Consider the following 23,351-nt stretch of genomic DNA (forward strand, 5'->3'; position numbering starts at 1 on the left):
TAGAGAGCTCAGTGGGTCGCCTTGTAAACGCAGTTGTTGCGGCCACAGGTGTTGCGCTCTCTGGACTTCCCGCCGTCGTTCTGGCTGCTGAACCGGAGCCAGCGACCAAGCTTGAGCTGATCGATCCTCCGGCCGTCCCGCTGCCTTCGGCGTTCAGCACGAAAGGGCAGCGCCCGAAGTCCGATCCGACCGTGCTGCCGCCTGCCGCCACGAAGCTTGATCCGTCCCTGCAGAGGTTGGCGGCTCCGGCGACCTTGGCTCTGCCAGACAAGACCGATCAGGTCAAGATCGTTGAACTCCGTCCGCTGTCCTTGCTGGATGTCGAGAACCTCGCCGAAGTCAATAACCCCAACCTCAAAGCCGTTGCCAGTCGGGCGGATCAAGCCCAGAGCAACCTGAGGGCGACAATTGCAGCCTGGTACCCCAGCTTTGACTTCACGACGGGTAACCAGTTCCCGTCTTGGACCTATGGCCGTCAATACAACTATTTGTCGAACGCCATCGGTTCAGCCACCGAAGGCGGCAACACCCAGACCAACCGCTGGGCGGCGACCGCCAACCTTGGCTTCAACTGGGATCTGATCAATCCCCAGCGAGTCCCCCAGGTCAGTGCGGCCCGGGATGCGTTTGAACAGGCCAAGAACACGTATTTGATTGCCCTGCGAGATTTGCGTCTTCAGGCGTCGCAGGCTTATTTCGAGCTCCAGCTCAGCGATGACAATGTCCGGATTGGTCAGACCTCCGTTCAAGCCTCGGTGGTCAGCCTGCGGGACGCCAGGGCCCGTTTTCAGGCCGGTGTAGCCACCAAGTTGGAAGTGCTGGAGGCTGAAACCCAGCTTGCACGTGATCAGAACATCCTGACGGAGGCATTGGCAGAACAGGCGAATGCACGACGGGATTTGGCTCGTCTGTTGGATCTTCCGCAAAACATCACCCCGACAGCCAAGCAGCCCCTCCGACCATTGGGGGTGTGGATGCCTTCGCTGCAGGAGAGCATCATCGGCGCTTACGCCTTCCGAGAAGAGCTGGATAACGCGCTGCTGGACATCTCAGTTTCGAACAGCAACGCCAATGCGTCCTTGGGTGCGGTTCAGCCGTTCTTGAGCATCATCAACAACTTTGTGACGGGCCGGACCTTTGGCTTCGCCGGTCTGAATCCTGATCGTGGTCTGGATGCTGGTCAAACCTGGGCCACTGACAACACGGTGGGTTTGAATCTGCGCTGGTCGATCTTTGATGGCGGCCGGGCCCGGGCTCAATATCGCCAGTCCAAGCAACAGGCCCAGGAAAACGCCTTCCGTTTCGCCGACACCCGTGATCAGGTGCGCTTTCAGGTGGAGCAGAGCTTCAATAATCTGCGGGCCAATACACGCACGATCCAGACGACCTCGCGAGAGGTGCTCTCCGCCCGTGAATCACTTCGCTTGGCGCGCCTTCGCTTTCAGGCCGGTGTGACTACTCAGCGGGAGGTGGTGGACAACCAGCGGGACTTGACCCAGGCGCAGCTTCGCTACGCCAGAGCCCTGGCTAGCTACAACAGCGGTCTATCGGAGTTGCGGCGCCGGACGGGTCTCGATCAGATCGCGATCTGCCAGCCGCCGAAACTGAGCGCTATCAAACCGCTGGAGGACGACACCTACAGCGTCCCTGTGCCGCCTGAGCCTTTGCCTCCGGCTTGCCAAGCCGCGTATCCGTCAGCGAAGGGCTCCTAGAGAGATTTCCCCGATTAACGTCAGTGACCAGCTGAGCGACTGCAGCTGTCTCTTCCTCTTCCTCGTCTGATCCGTCTGGGTTTGTTCCAGGGCTGCCTGGGCTGCCTGGCGGTGATCTTTGTCGGGATGCTCAACCGCGTGATGCTCACGGAGTTGGGTTTCCCGGGTCTGCTTGTCGGTGGGGCGCTGGCTTTGGAGCAGGTTGTGGCGCCGGCCAGGATCCTGTTTGGTCAGATCTCCGATAGCCGGCCCTGGGCGGGGCGACACCGAACCCCATACATCTGGCTGGGCTCGGCCTTGTTTTGCAGCTTGGCTGTCCTGCTGATCCCGTTGATCTTTCGCCTGCATGCGGCCTTCGGCTCGGGCGAAGCCGGTGCGATTGCGGCGGGGATTGCTGCGATCTGTGCCGTGGTGGCCTGCTATGGCCTGGCGGTGTCCCTAGCGACGACCCCCTACCTGGCGCTGGTCATTGATCTGACGAGTGAAGAGGAGCGTCCCCGAGCAGTCGGCTTGATTTGGTGCCTGCTCACGGTGGGGATTGTGGTGGGTGCGATTGCCACCAGCATCTGCTTGAAGGGGCTCGATGGGGTGAGCGATCCAGCGTTGCTTGAACCAGTCCTGTTCCAATTTTTGGCCCGCGTGGCCGTGGTCGTCTTCGCGCTGACGGTCTTTGCCACCTGGGGGGTTGAGCCCCACGCCAGCCAGAGAGCGATTAGCCGCTCAGAAGACCGCGAAGATGCGATCACGCTTGGGGATGCCTGGCGCTTGATCACCTGCAGCCGTCAGGTGCTGGTCTTTTTCTGTTTCCTGCTGGCGTTCACCTTGGCGGTCTTCCTGCAGGACCCGATCCTCGAGAGCTATGGCGCCGAGGTGTTCGGTCTGCCGATTGCGGCGACGGCTTCGCTGAGTGCCGTTTGGGGGGTGGGAACACTGCTGGGCTTACTTCTCGCAGGTCTTTGGCTGGTTCCCAAGCTTGGGAAGTTCGTGGCAGCTCGCCTGGGCTGTCAGCTGATTCTGTTGTCGCTGCTGCTCTTGGCCGGTGTCGGGGTGTTGGCTGACCCCAATGCATTGCGGATCGTTCTGTTTCTGTTTGGACTGGCGACAGGGATTGGAACCAATGCCACCTTGGTTTTGATGCTGGATCTCACCCTTCCTGCTGTTGCTGGCACCTTCGTCGGTGTGTGGGGGCTCGCCCAGGCCTACTCACGGGCGTTGGGCAAGGTCATGGGTGGTGGGTTGCTCGATGCTGCGCGCTGGTTCCTGCCCGACGCGCCAGCGCACGCGGCCTATGGGCTGGTACTGCTGCTTGAGGCAGCTATCGCTGTCTTGGCTTTGGTGCTCTTGAGCCGGGTCAGCGTGACGCAGTTCCGGGCGGATACCGCCAGCAATCTCGATCGTGTTCTCGCCGCGGAGTTGGGGTGACGATGCTTTCTCTTGCGATGCCAGAGGGGTTAGAGCAGCTCGGGGGGCTGCTGGATCAGGTGGCCGAGCGACAGCGCCAGGATTTTGGCCAGCTTGATTCCGAAGCCAAGGCAGACGGGAGCTTGATTACCGCTTGCGACCGTTGGAGCGATGCCACCTTGGTCAAGGGCCTGGCGGAGCTTTATCCCGGGGAAGGGGTTCTGAGTGAAGAGGGGAGCCAGAGGGTTCCGACTTCCGATGCCTATTGGGTGGTGGATCCACTGGATGGGACGACCAACTTCGCTGCGGGGATTCCCTATTGGGCGATTTCTCTGGCTCGCTTTGAAAACGGCGTCCCGGTGTTGGGGGTGTTGGATGTGCCCCCCCTGCGTCAACGGATCGTGGCGATTCGTGGTGGCGGTGCCTGGCGTAAGGACAAAAAGTTGGGAGCTCCTTCGGCACGCAACCAAGTGGCGGGTTGCGCTTCCCTGTGCAGCCGTTCGATCGGGGTGCTGCAGAAGCTTCCGAATCAGCGCTTCCCCGGGAAGATTCGTTTGCTGGGGGTGGCCAGCTTGAACCTGGTGAGTGTGGGGATGGGGCAGACCATCTCGGCATTGGAGGCCACGCCGAAGATTTGGGATCTGGCGGCAGCCTGGTTGGTGCTGCAGGAACTGAATTGCCCGATGGACTGGTTGGTTCGCGATCCGGGCCAGCTGGAGCCGGGGGAAGACCTGAGTGAGGCGAATTTCCCAGTGCTGGCGGCGCGAAACGACGAAACCCTGGCGCGCTTTAAGCCGTGGGCCGATGCACTGGTGGGCCGAGGTTGACCCCAGGGGGGTGAGTGGTGTTATGTTTGTGTGCTGCGAGCAAACCGCGAGGTGAGCGAGCAGCGAACTGGAAGCCGAGGAGACTTGGTGATGTAGGTTCGATCGGCGGCAGTGATGCCGCTCTGAGCTGAAAACTGGGGAGACCCGGTGATGTAAGTTCAACAAGCGGTCGAGAGGCCGCGGACCGATAACCCGAGAGACCTGAGAGGGTCGAGCTGAGAAGCGTGTGGTTGTTGGAGCACCTGGACAACTGAACGTTTAGGAACTGACGCTTTCACTGCGTTAGTCGCGAGCTGAGGCTGAGAGGCTGAGGTGAGTGGTTAACGAAGATGCAGTGAGGGTGTGAGGTCCCGTCAAAAATTATTTAGTTGTGGAAGCTTGCTGCTTGCATGATTGTCGACTCTCACGGTTGACGGTTGTGTCGGTGTGCAGTGAGTGGAGCAACGACCGGATCTGAGATCCTGGAAAGTCTGAACGAAAGAGATTTTGTTTTGCACTCTTTGAACGCTTCTGTCAGAGGAAGTGGCATCAACTGCAGCAGTGCGCCAGTGCTGACTGTGGGTGAAGCAAATCAAATTGAGACTGTGAAAGCAGTCAATAGGATTTGATCTACAACGGAGAGTTTGATCCTGGCTCAGGATGAACGCTGGCGGCGTGCTTAACACATGCAAGTCGAACGAACCTTCGGGTTAGTGGCGGACGGGTGAGTAACGCGTGAGAATCTGCCCTCAGGAGGGGGATAACGGTTGGAAACGACCGCTAATACCCCATATGCCGCGAGGTGAAATGAATTTCGCCTGAGGATGAGCTCGCGTCTGATTAGTTAGTTGGTGGGGTAAAGGCCTACCAAGACATCGATCAGTAGCTGGTCTGAGAGGATGATCAGCCACACTGGGACTGAGACACGGCCCAGACTCCTACGGGAGGCAGCAGTGGGGAATTTTCCGCAATGGGCGAAAGCCTGACGGAGCAACGCCGCGTGAGGGATGAAGGCCTCTGGGCTGTAAACCTCTTTTATCAAGGAAGAAGATCTGACGGTACTTGATGAATAAGCCACGGCTAATTCCGTGCCAGCAGCCGCGGTAATACGGGAGTGGCAAGCGTTATCCGGAATTATTGGGCGTAAAGCGTCCGCAGGCGGTCTGTCAAGTCTGCTGTTAAAGCGTGGAGCTTAACTCCATTTCGGCAGTGGAAACTGACAGACTAGAGTGTGGTAGGGGCAGAGGGAATTCCCGGTGTAGCGGTGAAATGCGTAGATATCGGGAAGAACACCAGTGGCGAAGGCGCTCTGCTGGGCCATAACTGACGCTCATGGACGAAAGCCAGGGGAGCGAAAGGGATTAGATACCCCTGTAGTCCTGGCCGTAAACGATGAACACTAGGTGTCGGGGGAATCGACCCCCTCGGTGTCGTAGCCAACGCGTTAAGTGTTCCGCCTGGGGAGTACGCACGCAAGTGTGAAACTCAAAGGAATTGACGGGGGCCCGCACAAGCGGTGGAGTATGTGGTTTAATTCGATGCAACGCGAAGAACCTTACCAGGGTTTGACATCCTGCGAATCTCTTGGAAACGAGAGAGTGCCTTCGGGAACGCAGTGACAGGTGGTGCATGGCTGTCGTCAGCTCGTGTCGTGAGATGTTGGGTTAAGTCCCGCAACGAGCGCAACCCACGTCGTTAGTTGCCAGCATTTAGTTGGGCACTCTAGCGAGACCGCCGGTGATAAACCGGAGGAAGGTGTGGATGACGTCAAGTCATCATGCCCCTTACATCCTGGGCTACACACGTACTACAATGCTACGGACAAAGGGCAGCAAACTCGCGAGAGCTAGCAAATCCCATAAACCGTGGCTCAGTTCAGATCGTAGGCTGCAACTCGCCTACGTGAAGGAGGAATCGCTAGTAATCGCAGGTCAGCATACTGCGGTGAATACGTTCCCGGGCCTTGTACACACCGCCCGTCACACCATGGAAGTTGGCCACGCCCGAAGCCGTTACTCCAACCCTTGTGGAGGAGGACGTCGAAGGTGGGGCTGATGACTGGGGTGAAGTCGTAACAAGGTAGCCGTACCGGAAGGTGCGGCTGGATCACCTCCTAACAGGGAGACAAACAACGATTTTGATGCCTGAGTACTTTTATTCTTAGGCCGAAATCCTGTCACCTTAGGTCGATCGGTACCTCAACTTCAATCCTGTGAGTCGAAAGACTGCATAACGATTGATTTTTAGTTCCTAAACGTTGTCTAGGTCACCCCATAGAGGGTTCACTTCCTGGGCCATTAGCTCAGGTGGTTAGAGCGCACCCCTGATAAGGGTGAGGTCCCTGGTTCAAGTCCAGGATGGCCCATTCCAAACTCCATTTTGGATCCTTTGGGGGTTTAGCTCAGTTGGTAGAGCGCCTGCTTTGCAAGCAGGATGTCAGCGGTTCGAGTCCGCTAACCTCCACTAACATATCTGAACTCCAAAGCCAGGAAGAGCTTCTTGGTTGGTGACTAGACGTTGTTCGCTGAATGATTCCACTGGATAGCCAGTCGTATTCAGCCTCAGCTCATTCGATTGACACGGTTGTGTTGATTTGGTTGAGCTGATGCTGAGTTCACTCCTGAAAGGGAGGGGATTTAGCAGAACCTTGACAACTGCATAGGTGAGTCTGGAAAGACAAAGCATCTCATAGAGGCTAGTTCGAAAGAGCTAGTGATTCTATTTTTTGAGAGCCGAGACCTTCTAGCGTTCTTCCCAATCCGCCGAGGAGCGGGGAGTTTGATCCTTCTTTCTAACTGATGAGTGAGCAGAGCAATCTGTTGATTGATTAAGAGAAAGTCGAGAGAATGGGCCTCAACAGCCTGAAGCGTTAGGAGGATAAATTGGTCAAGCTACAAAGGGCTCACGGTGGATACCTTGGCACACAGAGGCGATGAAGGACGTGTTTACCTGCGATAAGTCTCGGGGAGCTGGAAAAACGCTTTGATCCGGGAATTTCCGAATGGGGCAACCCCTAGAACGGCCAGCTGAATCTATAGGCTGGCGCGAGCCAACCCAGCGAACTGAAACATCTTAGTAGCTGGAGGAAAGGAAAGTAAAAACGACTCCCTAAGTAGCGGCGAGCGAACGGGGAAGAGCCTAAACCGATAGTTTCGACTATCGGGGTTGTGGGACAGCAACGTGTATCAGGGATGTTAGAGGAAGCGTTTGAATGGCGCGCCACAGAGGGTGAAAGCCCCGTATTCGAAAACTGAACTGAGCTAGCTGTATCCCGAGTAGCACGGAGCACGTGGAATTCCGTGTGAATCAGCGAGGACCACCTCGTAAGGCTAAGTACTCCTGTGTGACCGATAGCGCAACAGTACCGCGAGGGAAAGGTGAAAAGAACCCCGGGAGGGGAGTGAAATAGAACATGAAACCGTGAGCTTACAAGCAATGGGAGCCCTACTCATAGGGTGACCGTGTGCCTGTTGAAGAATGAGCCGGCGACTTATAGGCACTGGCAGGTTAAACCGGAAATGGTGGAGCCATAGCGAAAGCGAGTCTGAATAGGGCGATTGTCGGTGTTTATAGACCCGAACCCGGGTGATCTAACCATGGCCAGGATGAAGCTTGGGTGATACCAAGTGGAGGTCCGAACCGACTGATGTTGAAAAATCAGCGGATGAGCTGTGGTTAGGGGTGAAATGCCAATCGAACCCGGAGCTAGCTGGTTCTCCCCGAAATACGTTGAGGCGTAGCGTCTAGTGCTCCAGCAGGGGGGTAAAGCCACCGTTTCGGTGCGGGCTGCGAGAGCGGTACCAAATCGAGACGAACTCTGAATACCCTGTGTGTAACTAGGCAGTCAGACTGTGGGGGATAAGCTCCATGGTCGAAAGGGAAACAGCCCAGACCGCCAGCTAAGGTCCCCAAATCAACACTAAGTGATAAAGGAGGTGGGATTGCCGAGACAACCAGGAGGTTTGCCTAGAAGCAGCCATCCTCAAAGGAGTGCGTAATAGCTCACTGGTCGAGCGATCCTGCGCCGAAAATGAACGGGGCTAAGTGTTGTACCGAAGCTGCGGATTAAACTTGTTTAATGGTAGGGGAGCGTTCTATGTGGGGTGAAGCGTTAGCGTAAGCGGGCGTGGACTGCATAGAAGTGAGAATGTCGGCTTGAGTAGCGAAAAAATGGGTGAGAATCCCATTCCCCGAAACCCTAAGGGTTCCTCCGGCAGGCTCGTCCGCGGAGGGTTAGTCAGGACCTAAGGCGAGGCCGAAAGGCGTAGTCGATGGATAACAGGTCAACATTCCTGTACTGATCATGTTTTGGGAAGGAGGACGGAGAAGGCTAGCCAATCCGGATGTTGGTTACCGGTCCAAGCGTTCGAGGCGTTGAGAGCTGGCGAAAACAGCTTGAGCTGAGGCGTGAGTGCGAGCTGCTACGGCAGCGAAGTTGGTGACGTCAAGCTTCCAAGAAAAGCCCTATACCCGTTAAGGCATGATTACCTGTACCCGAAACCGACACAGGTGGGGTGGTAGAGAATACCGAGGGGCGCGAGGTAACTCTCTCTAAGGAACTCGGCAAAATGACCCCGTAACTTCGGGAGAAGGGGTGCCAGCGAGAGCTGGTCGCAGTGAATAGGCCCAGGCGACTGTTTACCAAAAACACAGGTCTCCGCTAAGTCGCAAGACGATGTATGGGGGCTGACGCCTGCCCAGTGCCGGAAGGTTAAAGAAGTTGGTCAGCGCAAGCGAAGCTAACGACTGAAGCCCCGGTGAACGGCGGCCGTAACTATAACGGTCCTAAGGTAGCGAAATTCCTTGTCGGGTAAGTTCCGACCCGCACGAAAGGCGTAACGATCTGGGCGCTGTCTCGGAGAGAGGCTCGGCGAAATAGAATTGTCTGTGAAGATGCGGACTACGTGCACCCGGACAGAAAGACCCTATGAAGCTTTACTGTAGCTTGGTATTGTGCTCGGGCTCGCAATGCGCAGGATAGGTGGGAGGCTTTGATCCATTGCTTGTGGGTGATGGTGAGCCACTGGTGAGATACCACTCTTTGCGAGCTAGGGTTCTAACGGTTACCCGTTATCCGGGAACCGGACAGTATCTGGTGGGCAGTTTGACTGGGGCGGTCGCCTCCTAAAAGGTAACGGAGGCGCGCAAAGGTTCCCTCAGGCTGGTTGGAAATCAGCCGACGAGTGCAAAAGCAGAAGGGAGCTTGACTGTGAGACCTACAAGTCGAACAGGTACGAAAGTAGGCTTTAGTGATCCGACGGTTCTGAGTGGAAGGGCCGTCGCTCAACGGATAAAAGTTACTCTAGGGATAACAGGCTGATCTCCCCCAAGAGTTCACATCGACGGGGAGGTTTGGCACCTCGATGTCGGCTCATCGCAACCTGGGGCTGAAGTCGGTCCCAAGGGTTGGGCTGTTCGCCCATTAAAGCGGTACGCGAGCTGGGTTCAGAACGTCGTGAGACAGTTCGGTCCATATCCGGTGCATGCGCAGGAATATTGAGAGGATTTCTCCCTAGTACGAGAGGACCGGGAGGAACGCACCTCTGGTGTACCAGTTATCGTGCCAACGGTAAACGCTGGGTAGCCATGTGCGGAGTGGATAACCGCTGAAAGCATCTAAGTGGGAAGCCCACCTCAAGATGAGTATTCCCATGGCTTAAGCCAGTAAGGTCACGGGAAGAACACCCGTTGATAGGCTCTATGTGGAAGCGCAGTAATGCGTGAAGCAGAGGAGTACTAATAGACCGAGGGCTTGACCAAATCTCATCTCTCAAAACACAAAGGCCGTCAGGTCACTGTGGAGAGCTTTGACTTCCAGAGCGACTGCCTGAAGCCTGCGAAAGCAAGCCAAGGGCAGACTCGTAACCTATGCAGTTCTCAGGGTTCACCTGAGAGCGAATACCTATCCTGGTGTCCATGGCGCAGTGGAACCACTCCGATCCATCTCGAACTCGGCTGTGAAACGCTGTAGCGCCGACGATATTTGGGGGGTAGCCCCCTGAGAAAATAGGTCGATGCCAGGTAAAACATTCGCTCCAATCACTCAATCCATTCTGCTTGTCCTTGAATGGGTAAGCCATGGGTTGAGACGAGAAAACCACCCCCACAAGGGTGGTTTTTTTGTGTCTACACGACAGCAGCCGGGGCCGCTGAGCCTGAGCCTCCTCTGAAGCCCACTCCGAGCGCGGAGTTCCTTTTTGGATGAAGGCCTATTGTTGTTTTAGGCCAGATGAATTTGCAGGTGTTGGTGCGTTCGCGTCGATGGCGCGCGATAGTGAAGCCGTTCTGGAAGGCCTACCGCCTCTGGGATCGTGAAGACTGTGTGGATCTGAGCGCCGCATTTGCGTATCACAGTCTTCAATCCTTCTTCCCCATTCTTCTGATTGCACTGGGTGTTGCAGGCCTGGTCCTCGGTCGAATGGACGGCTTGGCAGATCAGGTGATTGCTTTTGCCGATCAGATCCTGCCCCCTTCAGCATTGCCCTTGGTGAGTACGACGCTGCTCCGTCTGTATAAACAAGGGACAGGAGCTGGCTTGATTGGTCTCATCTTTTTGGTGATCTCATCGACTAATGCATATCTCAGTCTCCAGCGCGGTGCTGATCGGCTTTGGGGTTTTCGTCCAATCCTGACTCCACCAGAAAACTGGAAAAAGCCGGTCTGGAAGTTCATTCGCAATCGCATTGAGTCGCTTGTTGTTGTTGTTCTGATTGGCTTTTTTGTGGTCCTCGATCAGGTCACAACGAACCTGCGCTTGCTGAAGCCAGGAAGCTGGCGCTCGCTCCTCGAGAGTTGGCTACCGGAGAAATTGCACCTCTGGGCCCCTGTTCCATTGCTGGTGGATTTGGGGATCAGCGTCTTGATTAGCTGCTCCCTGGCTTTTGTCTTGCTGGCATTCATGCCGACGCGAAGGGTCCCGTTGAAGCCACTGCTGCCCGGCGCTCTGCTGATTGGCTCAGCCCTGACGGCCCTGAATCTCGCCCTAGGCCGAAGCTTGATCTCGCTGGGTGCCCGTTTCCAGGCCTATGGGGTGATCGGTGGCGTTCTGGTCCTCAGCCTCTGGGTTTGGCTGGTGGCGTTGGTCGTCTATTACGGCATGGCTTTGAGTGTGGTCTGCAGCAAGCGCCGTGAGCTTTCGGCGGGATGATGGAGGCGGCGCAGCTCTGTTTGGCTAGGCGATGCAACGTCCGATTCCTTGGCTCTGGATCACGCTGATCGGCGTCCTGCTGATCGCTCCAGGCTTGGCCGGTCGTCTGTTTGTGGATGTGCTCGAGGGCATCACCCTGCTGTTGGTCTTTGGCCCTCTGATCCTCGGTGGTGCCGGTTTTTTGGCTTGGCAGTGGTTCAAGCGCCGTCTGGTGACCTGTCCTGCCTGCGGGACCCCCAGCGTTGGCGCCCCGCTCTGCCCGGCTTGTGGGGCTGACCTCACTCAGGTGCCTCCGGCTGGTTCGGCGTCGCAACCCGTTGATGCGCCCGCGAGCGATGCCGTGGTCGACGTTCAAGTCCAGGACGTCACCGATCGCTAGGGAGAGCGCTCAGGCTTCTGCAGTTCGTGCCATCTCAGCTAGACGTCGCTCCCGCAGAAAGAGGAAGAACGGAGCGGCGAAGGCAAAGGCGATCGTTCCTGCGCTCAGCAACACAACCCAGAGATGGCGCATCTGTAGGCGTCGACTTTCGACAATCATCCAGACCGTGATCGCTGAGGCTCCCACCAGCAGATCGCGCGACAGCGATTCGGCTGCGGGATTGGCATTCGCCAGGGCGATGAACTGGGCGATGTCAAAGCTGCCGCCGTACTCCCGGATGAACTGCAGGTTGGAAAGCCAGGGCAGAACGCCACCCGCTACGGCCAGAGCGAGATAAATCCAGGCCAGCGCGGGTTGCTGAACGGGTTTGGAGTCCATCGCGATCCCTAGGCGCTGAGTGCCTCCCATTCGACCACTTCCTGGGCGACCTGCTCGAGCACCACTTGGCAGCGTGAGGCATAGGCCTCGGCCCGCCGATAGAGACCGGCCATCTCCTCCACCTCCAACTCCGCCGATTGCAACTTGGCCAGGGTGAGTTCCAGGGCGGTGTTGGCCTCCTGGTAGCTCAAGCCCTCTACCTCTTTCTGCCACTGCTCTCGCTCTGCAGCCTCTGCCGCCTTGCCCTTGCTGTCGGTCTTCTTGCGTTTGGCTTGGGGTTTGGCTTCCGTCATGGCGTCAGGGTTGGACAGGGTGTGCGCTCACCCGCTCCACCACGGCATCGATCTTGCCGTCTACCAGCTCCAGCCTGAGTTGATCTCCGTCTTGGCTTTGGCTGACGGAGCGCAGCAGGGAGCCATCGGCCTTGCGCACCAAGGAGAAGCCGCGCTTCAGCAATCGTTGTGGGGAGAGGGCCTCGAGCAGCTGTAGCCGTTGTTGCAGCCTGGTGAGCTCCCGCTCGATCAGCAGGCTGGGGTGGCATTGCCCCAGCCTCTGGCGCTGCAGCTCGAGCCGCTGCTGGCTTTGCTGCAGGCGGTGCAGCATGAGTTGGCGCACGATCGCTAGACGGTGCTGGAGCCCCTGGGCCAGGGCTTCTCGATCGGGCAGGAGGGCAACGATGGCGGCGGTCGGGGTGGCGGCCCTGTAGTCCGCAACGAGATCCGCCACGGTGGTGTCATCCTCATGCCCCAGCCCGGTCACCACCGGGATCGGACTGGCCGCCAGGTCGCGGGCTAGCTCCTCGTCATCGAAGACGGCAAGGTCTTCTCGGCTTCCGCCTCCCCGTGCCAGGACGATCGCTTCAATCCGCTGCTCGCCGCTGGTCTGGATGACCTCGGCCAAACGCTCACGAATCTTGGCTGCGACCATCCCCTGCACGGGGATCGGCACGACGTGAACCGTGGTTGCTGGCCAGCGCTCCTGGGCTGTGCGCAGCATGTCCGCTAAGGCGGAGCTGGGGACGCTGGTCAACAGGGCGATCGCCGCTGGCATCTCCGGCAGGGCCCGCTTGCGCTCCGCCGCAAACAGGCCCTCCGGTTCAAGGACCGAGCAGACCCGCTCGAACTGCCGCAGAACCGCACTGAGGGACGGCCGGATGTCGAGGATCTGGACACAGAGATTGGCGCGGCTGGCCCAGAAGTTGAGCTTCCCCACCACCAGCACCCCATCTCCTTCGCTGGGCTGATAGCTCAGGCGCTCCCGCTGGGAGGACCAGACAACCCCGGATATCGAGGCCGATTCATCGACCAGGGTCAGCCAGAGATGCCCTTTTTTTAGTTGGGGCCGTGAAACGGTGGCTTCCAGCAGAAACCGCGGTGCAAAGCCACGTTCCAGCAGCGATCCAATCGCTTGGTTCAGTTCCGCGACGCTGTAACGGGGAATGCCGGAGTCGTTCTTCAGCACGGGCTCAGGCGGGCAGGAACATCAGCGCTCGAGTTGGCGGTAGCAGCTCCACCAATAGAGACAAACCAGGGCGCCGATGAGGCTCAAGACCAGCCCAACGGGGTTCTGGATGTTGAACAGGGCAAGGGTGGTTAGCACCAGAGCCGAACTGAGCAGGCGGGCACCGTCGCGGCGATTTTTGGCGTAGAAGCGGGCCAGGACTCTGGGATACGCACAACCACAGCCAGTTTGACCCACCGATAGCGTTGGCGCGCCTAAGCCCGCGTGCCTGTGACGTCCCCTCGAGCACGCCTGCAGAGTCAGCTCTCGGCGCCACTGCCGGACCGTCCCGAGCTGGTCCTGGTGACGGATCTCGATGGCACCCTCCTGGGGGGACCCAGCGAAGAGCGCCGGGCCTTCTATCGCTGGTTGGCTGAGCAGCGGGAGCGTGTTCTTCATGTCTTCTGCACCGGTAGGGACCTCGGCGCCATTGCGAAGGTGCTGGGGGAGGACGAGCCGCTGGGGCTGGCCGCGCCCCATCTCGTCATCGGTGATGTGGGCTGCACGGTTGCTTGTGGTGCCTCGCTAGTGCCGGTTCCCTTGGCCGTGGATCCCATTGAGCAGCGCTGGCAAGGCCTTGAACCGCGGTTGAGAACCTTGCTGGAAGGTCAGCCTGGGCTTGAGCTGCAACCGATGAGCTCCAATCGTCGCCTGGCCTTCTACGTCGACCTGGAACAGTTCAACCAGGACCTAATCCCTGTCCTTGAGGCGGAGGGGGCCACGGTGGTGATGTCGGATAACCGCTATTTCGATGTGCTCCCTGGCGGGGTGAACAAGGGTTCAACGCTGCTCTCCCTGCTGGATTGGCTGGAAGCAGACCATGCCTCGGTGGTCACGGCCGGGGACACCCTCAATGACCTGGCGATGTTCGAAACCGGCCTGAAGGGGGTCATGGTCGGCAATGCAGAGCCGGCCCTGGTGGAGCAGTTGCCTTCTCTCTCTGGGGTCTACTACGCCCAAGGCCATGGCTGCCAGGGGATTGCCGAGGGCCTGCGTCACTTTGGGTTTGGTCACCTCTGGAGTTGAGGCCTCGCCTTAGCGCTGTTGTTGCTCCAACCGTTTTTTGGTGAGGGCCGTGGCCGTCGCGTTGGCTGGATCCTCGGGCCAGGGATGGCGGGGATAGCGGCCCCGCAGGTCTCGCCGAACGTCCTGATAGGCCCCACTCCAGAAGCCCGCCAGGTCTTGGGTGATCGCTGCAGGTCGACCGGCCGGTGAGAGCAGCTGCACCGTGACCGGGAGTCGTCCGCGCAAGACCGTTGGGGTGGTGGCGGCGCCGAAGAGTTCCTGCAATTTGACGGCCAGCACGGGTGTTCCGCTGCCGTAATCCAGGCTGGCTTGGCGACCGGATGGAATGGCCAAGCTGGTGGGAAGCAGGGTCTCGAGCTCTTGCCTCATCGACCAGTCCAGGCCGCTCCAGAGGGCCTCACAGAGGTTGAGTTCTTGCAGGTCCTGGCGCGACCGCAGGCCATCGAGTTGATCCCCCAGCCAGTTCAGGGGATCTGCCAGAAGGACCGCATCGCTTCGGTCCAGCCAAGGCTCCCCCAATTCCCGGTGGGCGAGGCACAGCCTCTGTTGCAACTGCCGCGAGCCTTTGCTCCAGGGCAAGGCCTCCAGCCCTAGGTCGACCAATCCCTCCAGTAGCGCGGCCCGCAGGGCTGCGGCGGGGGGATCACGCAGGGGCCGGCGCTCCAGCGTGAGTGCGCCCAGTTGGAGGCTTTCTTCGGCCTTGACCCGCTCTTGGGCCGGATCCCAGCTCACCGCTTGCAGGCGCTCGCCCTGTTCTTGCGCCAGGTTCTCGATGCTGGTTTTGGGAAGGGCCAGGGCCAGCTGAATCCGGCAGTCGCTGCCGCCACCATCAGCATGGGCAATCGCCAGGGCTTCGCTTCCCCAGAGGGGGTCGCCGGGATGGAGTTCCGCCCCACGGCCCGAGCGGAGCTGGTAGCGACCGGGCGCGCCTGGGCGCTGCAGGCTGACCCGCTCGGGGTAGGCATGGGCAATCAGCTCAGCGCAGAGCACCGCCTCGTCGCCACTGCTCAGGGGTGGTTGGGGGGGGCGGGCTGCCGCTGTCGTTCCTTTGAGCTGACGCTCGAGTTGGGCCTGCAGCTGCTGGATGGAGCGGCGGCGATGGTCTCGCTGGCCCTGCCGCAGCCAATCCAGCCTGCGCAGCAGGTCACAGCCGGCCTCATCGAGCCGCAGTGGGTCCCGTTCGCTCAACAGGGCTGCCAGGGCGCAGCCCAGGCTTGGCACACCCAGCTCCCGGGATCGCAGCAGCACCTGCCCGAGGCGCGGATGCACCCCGAGCTGGCTGAGTTGCCGGCCATGGCTGCTGAGCTGTCCGGTGCTGTTCAGGGCTCCCAGTTGCTTCAGCAGCTCCTGCCCCTCCAGCAGGTGGGGCCGCGGAGGGGGCTCGAGCCAGGGCAGGTCATCGCCCAACCCTGCACCCCACTGGGCCAGTTGCAGCACCAGGGGAGCAGGGTCGGCCTCCAGGAGGGCGGGTGGATCAAAGGCTGGGCGCCGCTGTTGCTCCGCGGGGCTCCAGAGGCGAATCGCACGTCCCGGCCCCAGTCGTCCAGCTCGGCCGGCCCGTTGTTCGGCACTGGCCTGGCTGGCCGGCAGGGTGACCAGGCTCTCCATGCCGCTGGATGGATCGAAGCGGCTGCGGCGGCTGAGGCCGCTATCGATGACCAGGGCGACCCCCGCAATGGTCAGGGAGCTTTCAGCAATGGCCGTCGCCAGCACCACCTTCCCTGCTGGGCTGCGACTGGCTTGGATCGCGTGGCTTTGCTCCCCCAGGGGCAAGTTGCCGTGCAGGGGGCAGATCTCCAGACCCTTGGCCCAGCTGGTCCTGGAGATCGCCTCCTGGCACTGCTGGATTTGGCGTTGCCCCGGAAGGAACACCAGGGCGGTCTCGTGGTCCTGCCGTTGGTCAAGCCATTGGCTCTCAAGGGCCCGCACCACCTGCGCCGAGAGGTTCTCCCGCTCCCGCGCCGGTTGGTGCTGAATCGCGACTGGGAAGCTCCGTCCTTCGCTGGTGACCAGCCCGGCCTCAGGGAGTTGTTCGCGTAGGGGCTGCAGGTTCAGCGTCGCTGACATCACCAGTAGCCGCACCTCCGGTGCGATGAGAGCGCGGGCCTCCCGCAGCAGCGCCAGGGCCAAGTCCGCCTCGCTGCGGCGTTCGTGGAATTCGTCGAAGATCACGCAGGCCACCCCCTCCAGGCTGGGGTCGGACTGCAGTTGCCTGAGGAAGAGACCGTCGGTCACGACCTCCACTCGGGTGTCGGCCGAGATCCGGCTCTCCATACGGACCCGATAGCCGATCCGTTGGCCGACGTCTTCCCCAAGGCTGCTGGCCAAGCGCTGGGCCGCGGCTTTGGCCGCCAACCTGCGGGGCTCCAGCATCAAGATCCGCCCGCTCTCCTGGGGTAGGGCCTTGAGCAGGGCCAGGGGAACCCCTGTGGTTTTTCCGGCTCCGGGGGGAGCCTGCAGGAGCAAGGTGCCACCGGCATCAAGCCGCTGCACCAGCTCGGGCAACAGCGGATCAATCGGAAGCGGCACGGTGGCGGGCCCGGGCCTCAGCGCACGTGGCGCGCGCCATCGACCGGGTGGTACAGCTCACCGGTCAGCTCTTCGTAAACGATGGCCGGCAGGCCGGTCTCGAACATCGTCTGCAGGGCTTCCTTGAGGTAAGGATTCCAGCCGCCGGTGTTCACCTTGCCGTGGCGCACAGTCCAGTCCCAGGTGCCCTGAAGATCACGGGGGACACGCCCCTCGCGGTCGCGACGGGCAACCAGATCCTGCGACTCAACAAGGCCCACCAGGATGGGTTCCTTGCCGTAGGCGGGGGTCAGGATCAGTTCCAGGCGAACGGGATCCTCTTTCACCAACTTGAGCTGGAAGCGCGGGGGCAGCTTGATGGCCTTGAGCACAGCAGCCACGATCCGGGTTCTTTGCTCCACTCGGCCTCCGCCAATGTTCACAAGCACCCACTGGTTGTACCAGCTAGAGGGGCCAAGCGGGCTGTGTGGGGGTCGTTCAGGCAGGCGGGCTACTCGTCATCTTCACCAAAACGAACCGTCAGCAGGTCGTCTTGGGTGAGCTGTCCGTCCTGATCCAAGAGTTCGGGATGAATGGTCAGCCGCCCTGTCCGATCCCCTTGCGGGGCGCGGTCTTGATCGCCTGGCCGCGGCACCGCTGAGTAGCCGCGGGCCATGATCCGAAAGGCCTGCCACAGCAGCCCGATGAAGCAGGCTCCGTAAACCAGCGGCAGCAGCTTGCTGGCGACCAAACCGAGATCGGGTGTGGTGGCGAGCATGGACGAGCCAGGCGGAGGCCTGGGGTACCGATGAACCCATCATCGCGCGCCTTCCGGCGCTTGCGCGCTTTGGAGCGTTCTGCTTACGGTTTCACAGATTTGATCTCGATTCGATGGCTGGCGCAGCGGCACGGATAGCCAGCCTCCTGATGGCGGCCAGTGGTGGATCGCTCTTGATCGGCCTGCCGCCAGTGTTGGCCCAGAGCGCCCCAGCCCCTGCGCTCACCCGTCACTCCTTTGTGGCCGAGGCGGTCAAGCGCACCGGCCCTGCGGTGGTCACGATCGACACGGAGCGCACGGTGGTGGTCCCGGGTCGGGCTCTGGTGACCCCGTTCCCGTTTAACGACCCGATGCTGCGGCAGTTTTTTGGGCTTCCGCCTGGAGGTGGGGCGACCCGGATGCCTCCCTCCCAACGGACGGAACGGGGGCAGGGCAGTGGGGTCATCTACGACCCTTCGGGATTGCTGCTCACCAATGCCCACGTCGTGGAGGGCAGTACGCGGGTGATGGTCGGTCTCCCAGATGGTCGCCGCGTTGAGGGGAAGGTTGTGGGGAGCGACAGCGTCACAGACCTGGCTGTCGTCCGCTTGAGCGGGCCAGGCCCCTGGCCCGTGGCAGCCCTTGGCGATTCCGATGCCCTACAGGTGGGCGAGTGGGTGATCGCGGTGGGTAATCCCTTTGGCCTGGATCAAACCGTGACCTTGGGGATCGTCAGCAACCTCAATCGCAACGCCGCAGCGTTGGGGATCACCGATAAGCGTCTGCAATTGATTCAGACCGATGCGGCCATTAACCCCGGCAATTCCGGGGGACCGTTGCTCAATGCGGATGGGGAGGTGATTGGGATCAACACGCTGGTGCGCTCTGGTCCAGGGGCTGGCTTGGGCTTTGCCATTCCCGTGAACCAGGCCAGCTCGGTGGCCCAGCAGCTGGTGGCCAGCGGCAAGGTCAGCCACGCGATGGTGGGCGTTGCCCTGGAGCCGGTGCGCAATGGCTCGGGTGCGAAGGTGCGCAGCCTGATTCCGGGAGGGCCGGCGGCTCGCGCTGGGGTGCGTGCCGGGGATGTGGTGGTGGCCGCGGCGGGGCAACCCGTTGCTGACCCCGCGGCTCTGATCCAAGTGGTGAGTCGCCATGGCGTGGGACGACCCTTGCTGCTCCAGCTGGCGCGCGAAGGCCGAACCCTTGAGGTCAGGGTGACCCCCGTTGAGCTCTCGACCTTGATCAAGCGCTAGGGCTTTATTGCTGCTCGCGCAGGACCTCGACGCAATGGGTCACGCACTCGCCGTCATCAACAGAGCAGGCGGTGATGCACTCGAAGTAGCTACTCACAGGATCGCCCTCGCTCCGGGCTGGGGTGCCAGCGGTCGTGTGGTTCGAGCTGAAGGCCGATGGAGTTGTACTGAATAGAGGATCCATGGCCGGCTCACGAAGGGCTTTGACAGCCTATGCACGACATGTCGATAACCCCTAGAAGAATGAGTCTTCTTGCCTAGGGAAATGTGAAGTTTGTGCGCTAGGTATTTATTCGCTCGTGCAGATGCTTTTAAAGCCTTTCCGCTTTCAGGCAGCTGATTTTCGGGCGGCCTCCTTGGCTTTTTGTTTGTCACGCTTGGCCTTGCGTTTGGCGTCTTGCTCCGCTGCATCCAATGCGGCCTGGGCTGCGGCTGACTCTTCGGCTTTCTTCTCGCGGTAGTAGGCGTAATCACCGCGATAGACGACAAGTTCTCCGTCGCGGATTTCGACAATCTTGTTGGCAACTTTGGAGATGAAATAGCGATCGTGGCTGACCACCAGTGCAGCCCCTTCATAGTCCCGGAGTGCGTTCTCCAGCATCTCTTTGGCCGGGATGTCGAGGTGGTTTGTCGGCTCGTCGAGCACCAGCAAATTGCAGGGGCTCAGCAGCATTAAGGCCAGAGCGAGCCGTGCCTTCTCGCCACCACTGAGCTTGCCTACTTCTTTGAAGACGGCGTCATTGCTGAAGCAGAAGCTTCCCAGCAGGGAGCGCACCTGGGTTTGGGTCCAGTCCGGGACGGCTTCGAACATCGTGTCGATCACCGTTTTGCTCAGATCCAGGGCCTCGGCTTGGTTCTGCTCGAAGTAGCTGGCAATCACGTTGTGCTCACCCAGTCCGGCAGAGCCCTCATCGGGTGTCTCGATGCCCATCACCAGGCGCAGCAGGGTGGATTTCCCAGCCCCATTGGGTCCGACAAAGGCAATTCGGTCCCCCCGTTCAATTTCGAGATTGGCCCCTAAGAAGAGAATCTGCTCGCCGTAGCTGTGGCTGAGGTCGTTGATTTCGGCGATCAAACGGCCGCTGCGCGGGGCTGGCGGGAATTGGAAGCGCGGACCGCCGACGCTCTCGGTCGGAGCCTCAATTCGCTCGACCTTGTCCAGCAACTTCTCGCGGCTCTTGGCCTGGGTGGATCGGGTGGCGCTGGCCCGGAATCGATCGATGTAGGCCTGTTGGGTGGCGAGTTCCTTCTGTTGCCGCTCAAAAGCGGCCTGTCCGGCTTCGCGCTCGAGGGCTTTTTGCTCGAGGTGGTTGGTGTAGTTGCCCAGGTAGCTGCGGGATATGCCCCGTTCGGTCTCAACGATTTGGTTGCAGACCCGATCGAGGAAAGCCCGGTCGTGGCTGATCACCACCAGCGGGCAGGTTTGGCCGATCAGATAGTCCTCAAGCCATTGGATGGTCTCGACATCGAGGTGGTTGGTTGGTTCGTCCAGGAGCAGTAGATCGGGCTCCTGGAGCAGCACCTTGCCCAGGGCGATGCGCATCTGCCAGCCCCCGGAGTAGTCCCCCACCAGTTGTTCGGCCCCCTCTGGGGTGAAACCGATCGTCGGCAGCAGCTTGTCGATGCGGGCGTCGAGCTCATAGCCATGCAGGCCCTCAAATCGGCTCTGCAGCCGGCCGAGCTCATGGATCAGGTCGTCGAGGTGATCGGGATCGCTGGCGGCCTTCTCCGATGCCATCTCCTCTTCCACCTGCCGCTGGCGGTTCAGCACCTCGGCGGCTTCGCCAAAGGCCTGGAACAACTCCTGACGCACCGTGCGCGTCAGCTCGACGTCAAATTCCTGTTGGAGGTAAACGATGCGGGGTTCCCCCTGCTTCACGACCTGCCCACTGCTGGGCTCCTCCAGCCCAGCAATGATCCGCATCTGAGTGGATTTTCCGGCGCCGTTCACGCCGACCAGGCCAATGCGGTCGCCAGATTTCACCTCCCAGGTGACATCCCGGAGCACCTCGCCCGTGGGATAGATCTTGGAGACGCGTTCGAGGCGAAGCAAGGCGGTATCGGTAGAGGGCGCCGGTTCGGGCTCACGCCCTGGGTCGTACCAGCATCATCTCCCTCCGGCGGATTCCAGGCCGATCAGCCCTGCAGACTGGAGGTTCCCGACTGCATCGACCGCCATGGTCAAGCGACTCGAGCAGGTGGCGGCACTGGTGGTGGCCGCTGGCCTCGCGATCGTCAGCTACTGGCTGTTTTTCAGTTGGATGGGCGAAGACCGCCGCCCCCAGCGCAATCGCTCAGAGTCCGCCGCGGGCCTTGAGCAGCCACTGCTTGGTCTCCGGGTCCTCGATGCTCGCCAGGTGGGCTTTGACGTCGTCGCGGCTCACCGGGAGCCCCCAGTTGTTACCCAGTTCACAGATGCGGCTAAGGGTTCCTGAGGGGTCCTGCAGGGCCTGCCGGAATAGATCCTGGGTGAGGTCGTTGTCGCTGCGGATGCGCTCGTAGAGCGCGGGGGCGTTGCCGGAACTCATCGATTCTTGGCCGGTCCTGCTCACCCTATGAACGGCATCGCCTCTTGCCGATCCTTCGCGACGGAAGTTGATCTCAAGGTCGTCGGCCTGAGCGCCCGGGCGGATCCGCGCAGATCCCGAGGACGGAGGGTTGCCGCGCCCCGGTCACCGAAATCAGTGAACCGCTGGCGCCCAGGTGGTGCCACCAGGCCAGCAGTGCAAAGGCCAAGGCTTCTCGGTCGCTGTCAGCGATGCCCAGTTCGGCGAGGGGCCGCAGGCTGAGGCCGCGGCAACGCCGCCGCAGTTCAGCCATCAAGCTGGCGTTCCGTGCGCCTCCCCCCGCCACGAGCAGCTCCAGGGGTGGGGAGCCTCGCTGCAAGTCCTGGGCAACCACCGCGGCGCTGAAGCCCGTCAAGGTGGCCAGGGCATCGGCGGGTTGGGGGTGATCCATTTGCTGCAGGCGTCGCTGGAGATCCGCGGCGCCAAAGAGCTCTCGGCCAGTGGATTTGGGCGGTCGGCTCTGGAAATAGGGCTCTTTGAGCCAACGGGCGATGAGGGCCTCATCGGCCTTGCCCTGGGCCGCCCAGACCCCGCCAGCATCAAAGCTCTTGGCCCCTCGGCTGAAGTGTTGAACCGCCAGGTCCAACAGGGTGTTGGCTGGGCCGCAGTCCCAGCCCAGCACCGGCGCATCGTGCTCCGGCCCCGAACGGGGAGGCAGCAGCGTCAGGTTGGCGATCCCCCCCAGGTTCAGCAGGGCGCGCCAGCCGCCGATCGGCGGTAGGAGGGCGGCGTCCGCGGCTGGCACCAGGGGGGCACCCTGCCCGCCCAGGGCCAGATCGGCGGCGCGGAAGTCGAAGACCACCGGTGTGTTCAGCCGCAGGGCCAAGCGCTGCGCGTGCAGCAGTTGCCAGCTGTTCCCGGCGCGCTCGCCGCTGGGCGGGCGGTGCCAGAGGGTCTGGCCATGGCAGCCCACCCGCTGGGCGCTGCCGTCTGGATCGCAGGCCAGGGCTACTTGGGCCTGCACTTCGGTCAGGGCTTCACCGAGCTCGAGCAGCTCAGCGGCGCTGGTGGGTTTCCCTTGTCCGACCGCCACGATCTGATCGCGCAATGCGGCGGGGTAAGCCACCGATGCACGGCTGTGGATCGTCCAGTGGGGCCGGCGCATTGGTCCACGGAAGCTGGCGAGCACCGCATCAACGCCATCGGCGCTGGTGCCGCTCATCAGTCCCAAGACCCGCATCGCGCAGCAAAAAGCCCCCGGGAATTCTCCCGAGGGCCGGTGCTCTTGACGAGAGTTCAGAGACTCACTGTCACTTGTTGGGCTGCGGGGTCATGCGCAGGTAGGGCTTGATCTCGGTCACGCCCTTGGGGAACTTGCTGCGGGCCTCGTCGGTGGGGATCGAGGGCACCACGACGCAGTCCTGGCCGTCGGTCCAATTCACCGGGGTGGCCACCTGGTGGTGGTCGGTGAGTTGCAGGGAGTCGATCACCCGCAGGATCTCGTTGAAGTTCCGGCCCGTGCTGGCGGGATAGGTGATTTGAAGGCGCAGCTTCTTGCTGGGATCGATGATGAACACCGAGCGCACCGTCAGGTTGTTGAGCGACTTGGGATGGATCATCCCGTAGAGATCGCTCACCTTCTTGTCTTCGTCCGCGAGGATCGGATAGTCGACGGTGGTCTTCTGAACCTCGTTGATGTCGCAGATCCAGCCCTTGTGGCTCTCAGCAGAATCGACGCTCAGGGCGATGGTTTTGACGTTGCGCTTGTCCCATTCCGCGCGCAGCCGGGACACCTCTCCGAGTTCGGTGGTGCAGACGGGGGTGTAGTCGGCTGGGTGAGAGAAGAGCACAACCCAGCTGTCGCCAGCGAAGTCGTAGAGGTTGATCGGACCCAGTTGAGAGTCCTGCGTGAAATCGGGAACGGTGTCGCCGAGCTGCAGAGGCATGGCCGTGGCCGGATGAAGGGCCCGATGGTGG

General features: G+C 60.8%; 19 protein-coding genes, 2 tRNA genes and 3 rRNA genes. 12 read left to right on the forward strand and 12 right to left on the reverse strand.

What is annotated here, in order from left to right:
• Window positions 1-11 precede the first annotated feature (11 nt).
• From ACLM42_RS00735 to ACLM42_RS00780, 10 genes are all read left to right on the forward strand, one after another.
• On the forward strand, window positions 12-1,712 hold the full coding sequence (locus ACLM42_RS00735) for a TolC family protein (protein ID WP_415399423.1): 1,701 nt from the start codon (window positions 12-14) through the stop codon (window positions 1,710-1,712).
• Window positions 1,713-1,793: 81 nt separating this feature from the next.
• Window positions 1,794-3,134, forward strand: coding sequence for a BCD family MFS transporter (locus ACLM42_RS00740; protein ID WP_371820596.1), 1,341 nt, complete (start codon window positions 1,794-1,796; stop codon window positions 3,132-3,134).
• Between the two features lie 2 nt (window positions 3,135-3,136).
• Window positions 3,137-3,940: an inositol monophosphatase family protein gene (locus tag ACLM42_RS00745; RefSeq protein WP_247910160.1), complete on the forward strand. Its 804-nt coding sequence runs from the start codon at window positions 3,137-3,139 to the stop codon at window positions 3,938-3,940.
• A 611-nt stretch (window positions 3,941-4,551) separates the two neighbouring features.
• Window positions 4,552-6,036, forward strand: a 16S ribosomal RNA gene (locus ACLM42_RS00750).
• A gap of 174 nt (window positions 6,037-6,210) precedes the next feature.
• Window positions 6,211-6,284: transfer RNA gene (locus ACLM42_RS00755), tRNA-Ile, on the forward strand.
• Window positions 6,285-6,309: 25 nt separating this feature from the next.
• Window positions 6,310-6,382, forward strand: a tRNA-Ala gene (locus ACLM42_RS00760).
• A 421-nt stretch (window positions 6,383-6,803) separates the two neighbouring features.
• Window positions 6,804-9,679 (forward strand): 23S ribosomal RNA (locus ACLM42_RS00765).
• Between the two features lie 146 nt (window positions 9,680-9,825).
• Window positions 9,826-9,942: ribosomal RNA gene (rrf, locus tag ACLM42_RS00770) — 5S ribosomal RNA — on the forward strand.
• The 16S, 23S and 5S rRNA genes sit together here with 2 tRNA genes alongside, the layout of an rRNA operon.
• A 206-nt stretch (window positions 9,943-10,148) precedes the next feature.
• Window positions 10,149-11,066: a YihY/virulence factor BrkB family protein gene (locus ACLM42_RS00775; RefSeq protein WP_415399424.1), complete on the forward strand. Its 918-nt coding sequence runs from the start codon at window positions 10,149-10,151 to the stop codon at window positions 11,064-11,066.
• Between the two features lie 31 nt (window positions 11,067-11,097).
• On the forward strand, window positions 11,098-11,445 hold the full coding sequence (locus tag ACLM42_RS00780; protein ID WP_415399425.1) for a zinc ribbon domain-containing protein: 348 nt from the start codon (window positions 11,098-11,100) through the stop codon (window positions 11,443-11,445).
• A 9-nt stretch (window positions 11,446-11,454) separates the two neighbouring features.
• Here ACLM42_RS00780 and ACLM42_RS00785 read toward each other — a convergent pair whose 3' ends face one another.
• Genes ACLM42_RS00785 through ACLM42_RS00800 form a run of 4 tightly spaced genes read right to left on the reverse strand, consistent with a single transcriptional unit; the run spans window position 11,455 to window position 13,521 of the window.
• Entirely contained in the window at window positions 11,455-11,853 is a 399-nt protein-coding gene (locus ACLM42_RS00785) for a DUF2834 domain-containing protein (RefSeq protein WP_371820692.1), read from the reverse strand.
• Window positions 11,832-12,116 (reverse strand): exodeoxyribonuclease VII small subunit, encoded by a 285-nt coding sequence (gene xseB, locus ACLM42_RS00790; RefSeq protein ID WP_415399426.1) that lies wholly within the window; start codon window positions 12,114-12,116, stop codon window positions 11,832-11,834. The genes ACLM42_RS00785 and xseB overlap by 22 nt, the downstream gene beginning before the upstream one ends.
• A 4-nt stretch (window positions 12,117-12,120) precedes the next feature.
• The gene (xseA, locus tag ACLM42_RS00795; RefSeq protein WP_415400103.1) at window positions 12,121-13,281 is read right to left on the reverse strand and encodes an exodeoxyribonuclease VII large subunit; all 1,161 of its coding nucleotides are present in this window, start codon (window positions 13,279-13,281) and stop codon (window positions 12,121-12,123) included.
• Between the two features lie 24 nt (window positions 13,282-13,305).
• Window positions 13,306-13,521, reverse strand: coding sequence for a hypothetical protein (locus tag ACLM42_RS00800; RefSeq protein WP_247911785.1), 216 nt, complete (start codon window positions 13,519-13,521; stop codon window positions 13,306-13,308).
• 33 nt (window positions 13,522-13,554) lie between these two features.
• Here ACLM42_RS00800 and ACLM42_RS00805 point away from each other — a divergent pair, with 33 nt between their 5' ends.
• The gene (locus ACLM42_RS00805; protein WP_415399427.1) at window positions 13,555-14,349 is read left to right on the forward strand and encodes an HAD family hydrolase; all 795 of its coding nucleotides are present in this window, start codon (window positions 13,555-13,557) and stop codon (window positions 14,347-14,349) included.
• A gap of 9 nt (window positions 14,350-14,358) precedes the next feature.
• Here the strand turns inward: ACLM42_RS00805 and hrpB are convergent, their stop codons facing one another.
• From hrpB to ACLM42_RS00820, 3 genes are all read right to left on the reverse strand, one after another.
• Window positions 14,359-16,878 (reverse strand): ATP-dependent helicase HrpB, encoded by a 2,520-nt coding sequence (hrpB, locus tag ACLM42_RS00810; RefSeq protein ID WP_415399428.1) that lies wholly within the window; start codon window positions 16,876-16,878, stop codon window positions 14,359-14,361.
• 17 nt (window positions 16,879-16,895) lie between these two features.
• Entirely contained in the window at window positions 16,896-17,279 is a 384-nt protein-coding gene (locus tag ACLM42_RS00815; protein ID WP_247911782.1) for a hypothetical protein, read from the reverse strand.
• Between the two features lie 89 nt (window positions 17,280-17,368).
• Window positions 17,369-17,635, reverse strand: coding sequence for a DUF2973 domain-containing protein (locus ACLM42_RS00820; protein ID WP_247911781.1), 267 nt, complete (start codon window positions 17,633-17,635; stop codon window positions 17,369-17,371).
• 113 nt (window positions 17,636-17,748) lie between these two features.
• Between ACLM42_RS00820 and ACLM42_RS00825 the strand changes: the two genes are divergently transcribed.
• Window positions 17,749-18,867 (forward strand): trypsin-like peptidase domain-containing protein, encoded by a 1,119-nt coding sequence (locus ACLM42_RS00825; RefSeq protein ID WP_415399429.1) that lies wholly within the window; start codon window positions 17,749-17,751, stop codon window positions 18,865-18,867.
• A gap of 4 nt (window positions 18,868-18,871) precedes the next feature.
• On the opposite strand, the gene ACLM42_RS00830 is transcribed toward ACLM42_RS00825, so the two are convergent.
• The 5 genes from ACLM42_RS00830 to ACLM42_RS00850 all read right to left on the reverse strand — a co-directional run bounded on the left by ACLM42_RS00830 (window position 18,872) and on the right by ACLM42_RS00850 (window position 23,320).
• Window positions 18,872-19,051, reverse strand: a complete 180-nt coding sequence (locus ACLM42_RS00830; protein ID WP_247911779.1) for a hypothetical protein — start codon at window positions 19,049-19,051, stop codon at window positions 18,872-18,874.
• 144 nt (window positions 19,052-19,195) lie between these two features.
• Window positions 19,196-20,920, reverse strand: coding sequence for an ABC-F family ATP-binding cassette domain-containing protein (locus ACLM42_RS00835; protein ID WP_415399430.1), 1,725 nt, complete (start codon window positions 20,918-20,920; stop codon window positions 19,196-19,198).
• 241 nt (window positions 20,921-21,161) lie between these two features.
• A complete protein-coding gene (locus ACLM42_RS00840; RefSeq protein ID WP_247911777.1) occupies window positions 21,162-21,395 on the reverse strand; it encodes a hypothetical protein in 234 nt (77 codons plus the stop codon).
• A 73-nt stretch (window positions 21,396-21,468) separates the two neighbouring features.
• Complete coding sequence (locus ACLM42_RS00845; protein ID WP_415399431.1) at window positions 21,469-22,614, reverse strand: anhydro-N-acetylmuramic acid kinase; 1,146 nt, start codon at window positions 22,612-22,614, stop codon at window positions 21,469-21,471.
• Between the two features lie 70 nt (window positions 22,615-22,684).
• On the reverse strand, window positions 22,685-23,320 hold the full coding sequence (locus tag ACLM42_RS00850) for a peroxiredoxin (RefSeq protein ID WP_247911775.1): 636 nt from the start codon (window positions 23,318-23,320) through the stop codon (window positions 22,685-22,687).
• Window positions 23,321-23,351: the final 31 nt, after the last annotated feature.

Origin of the sequence: Synechococcus sp. W4D4, assembly GCF_047716805.1 — a bacterium.
In the GTDB taxonomy this organism is placed as follows: domain Bacteria; phylum Cyanobacteriota; class Cyanobacteriia; order PCC-6307; family Cyanobiaceae; genus Vulcanococcus.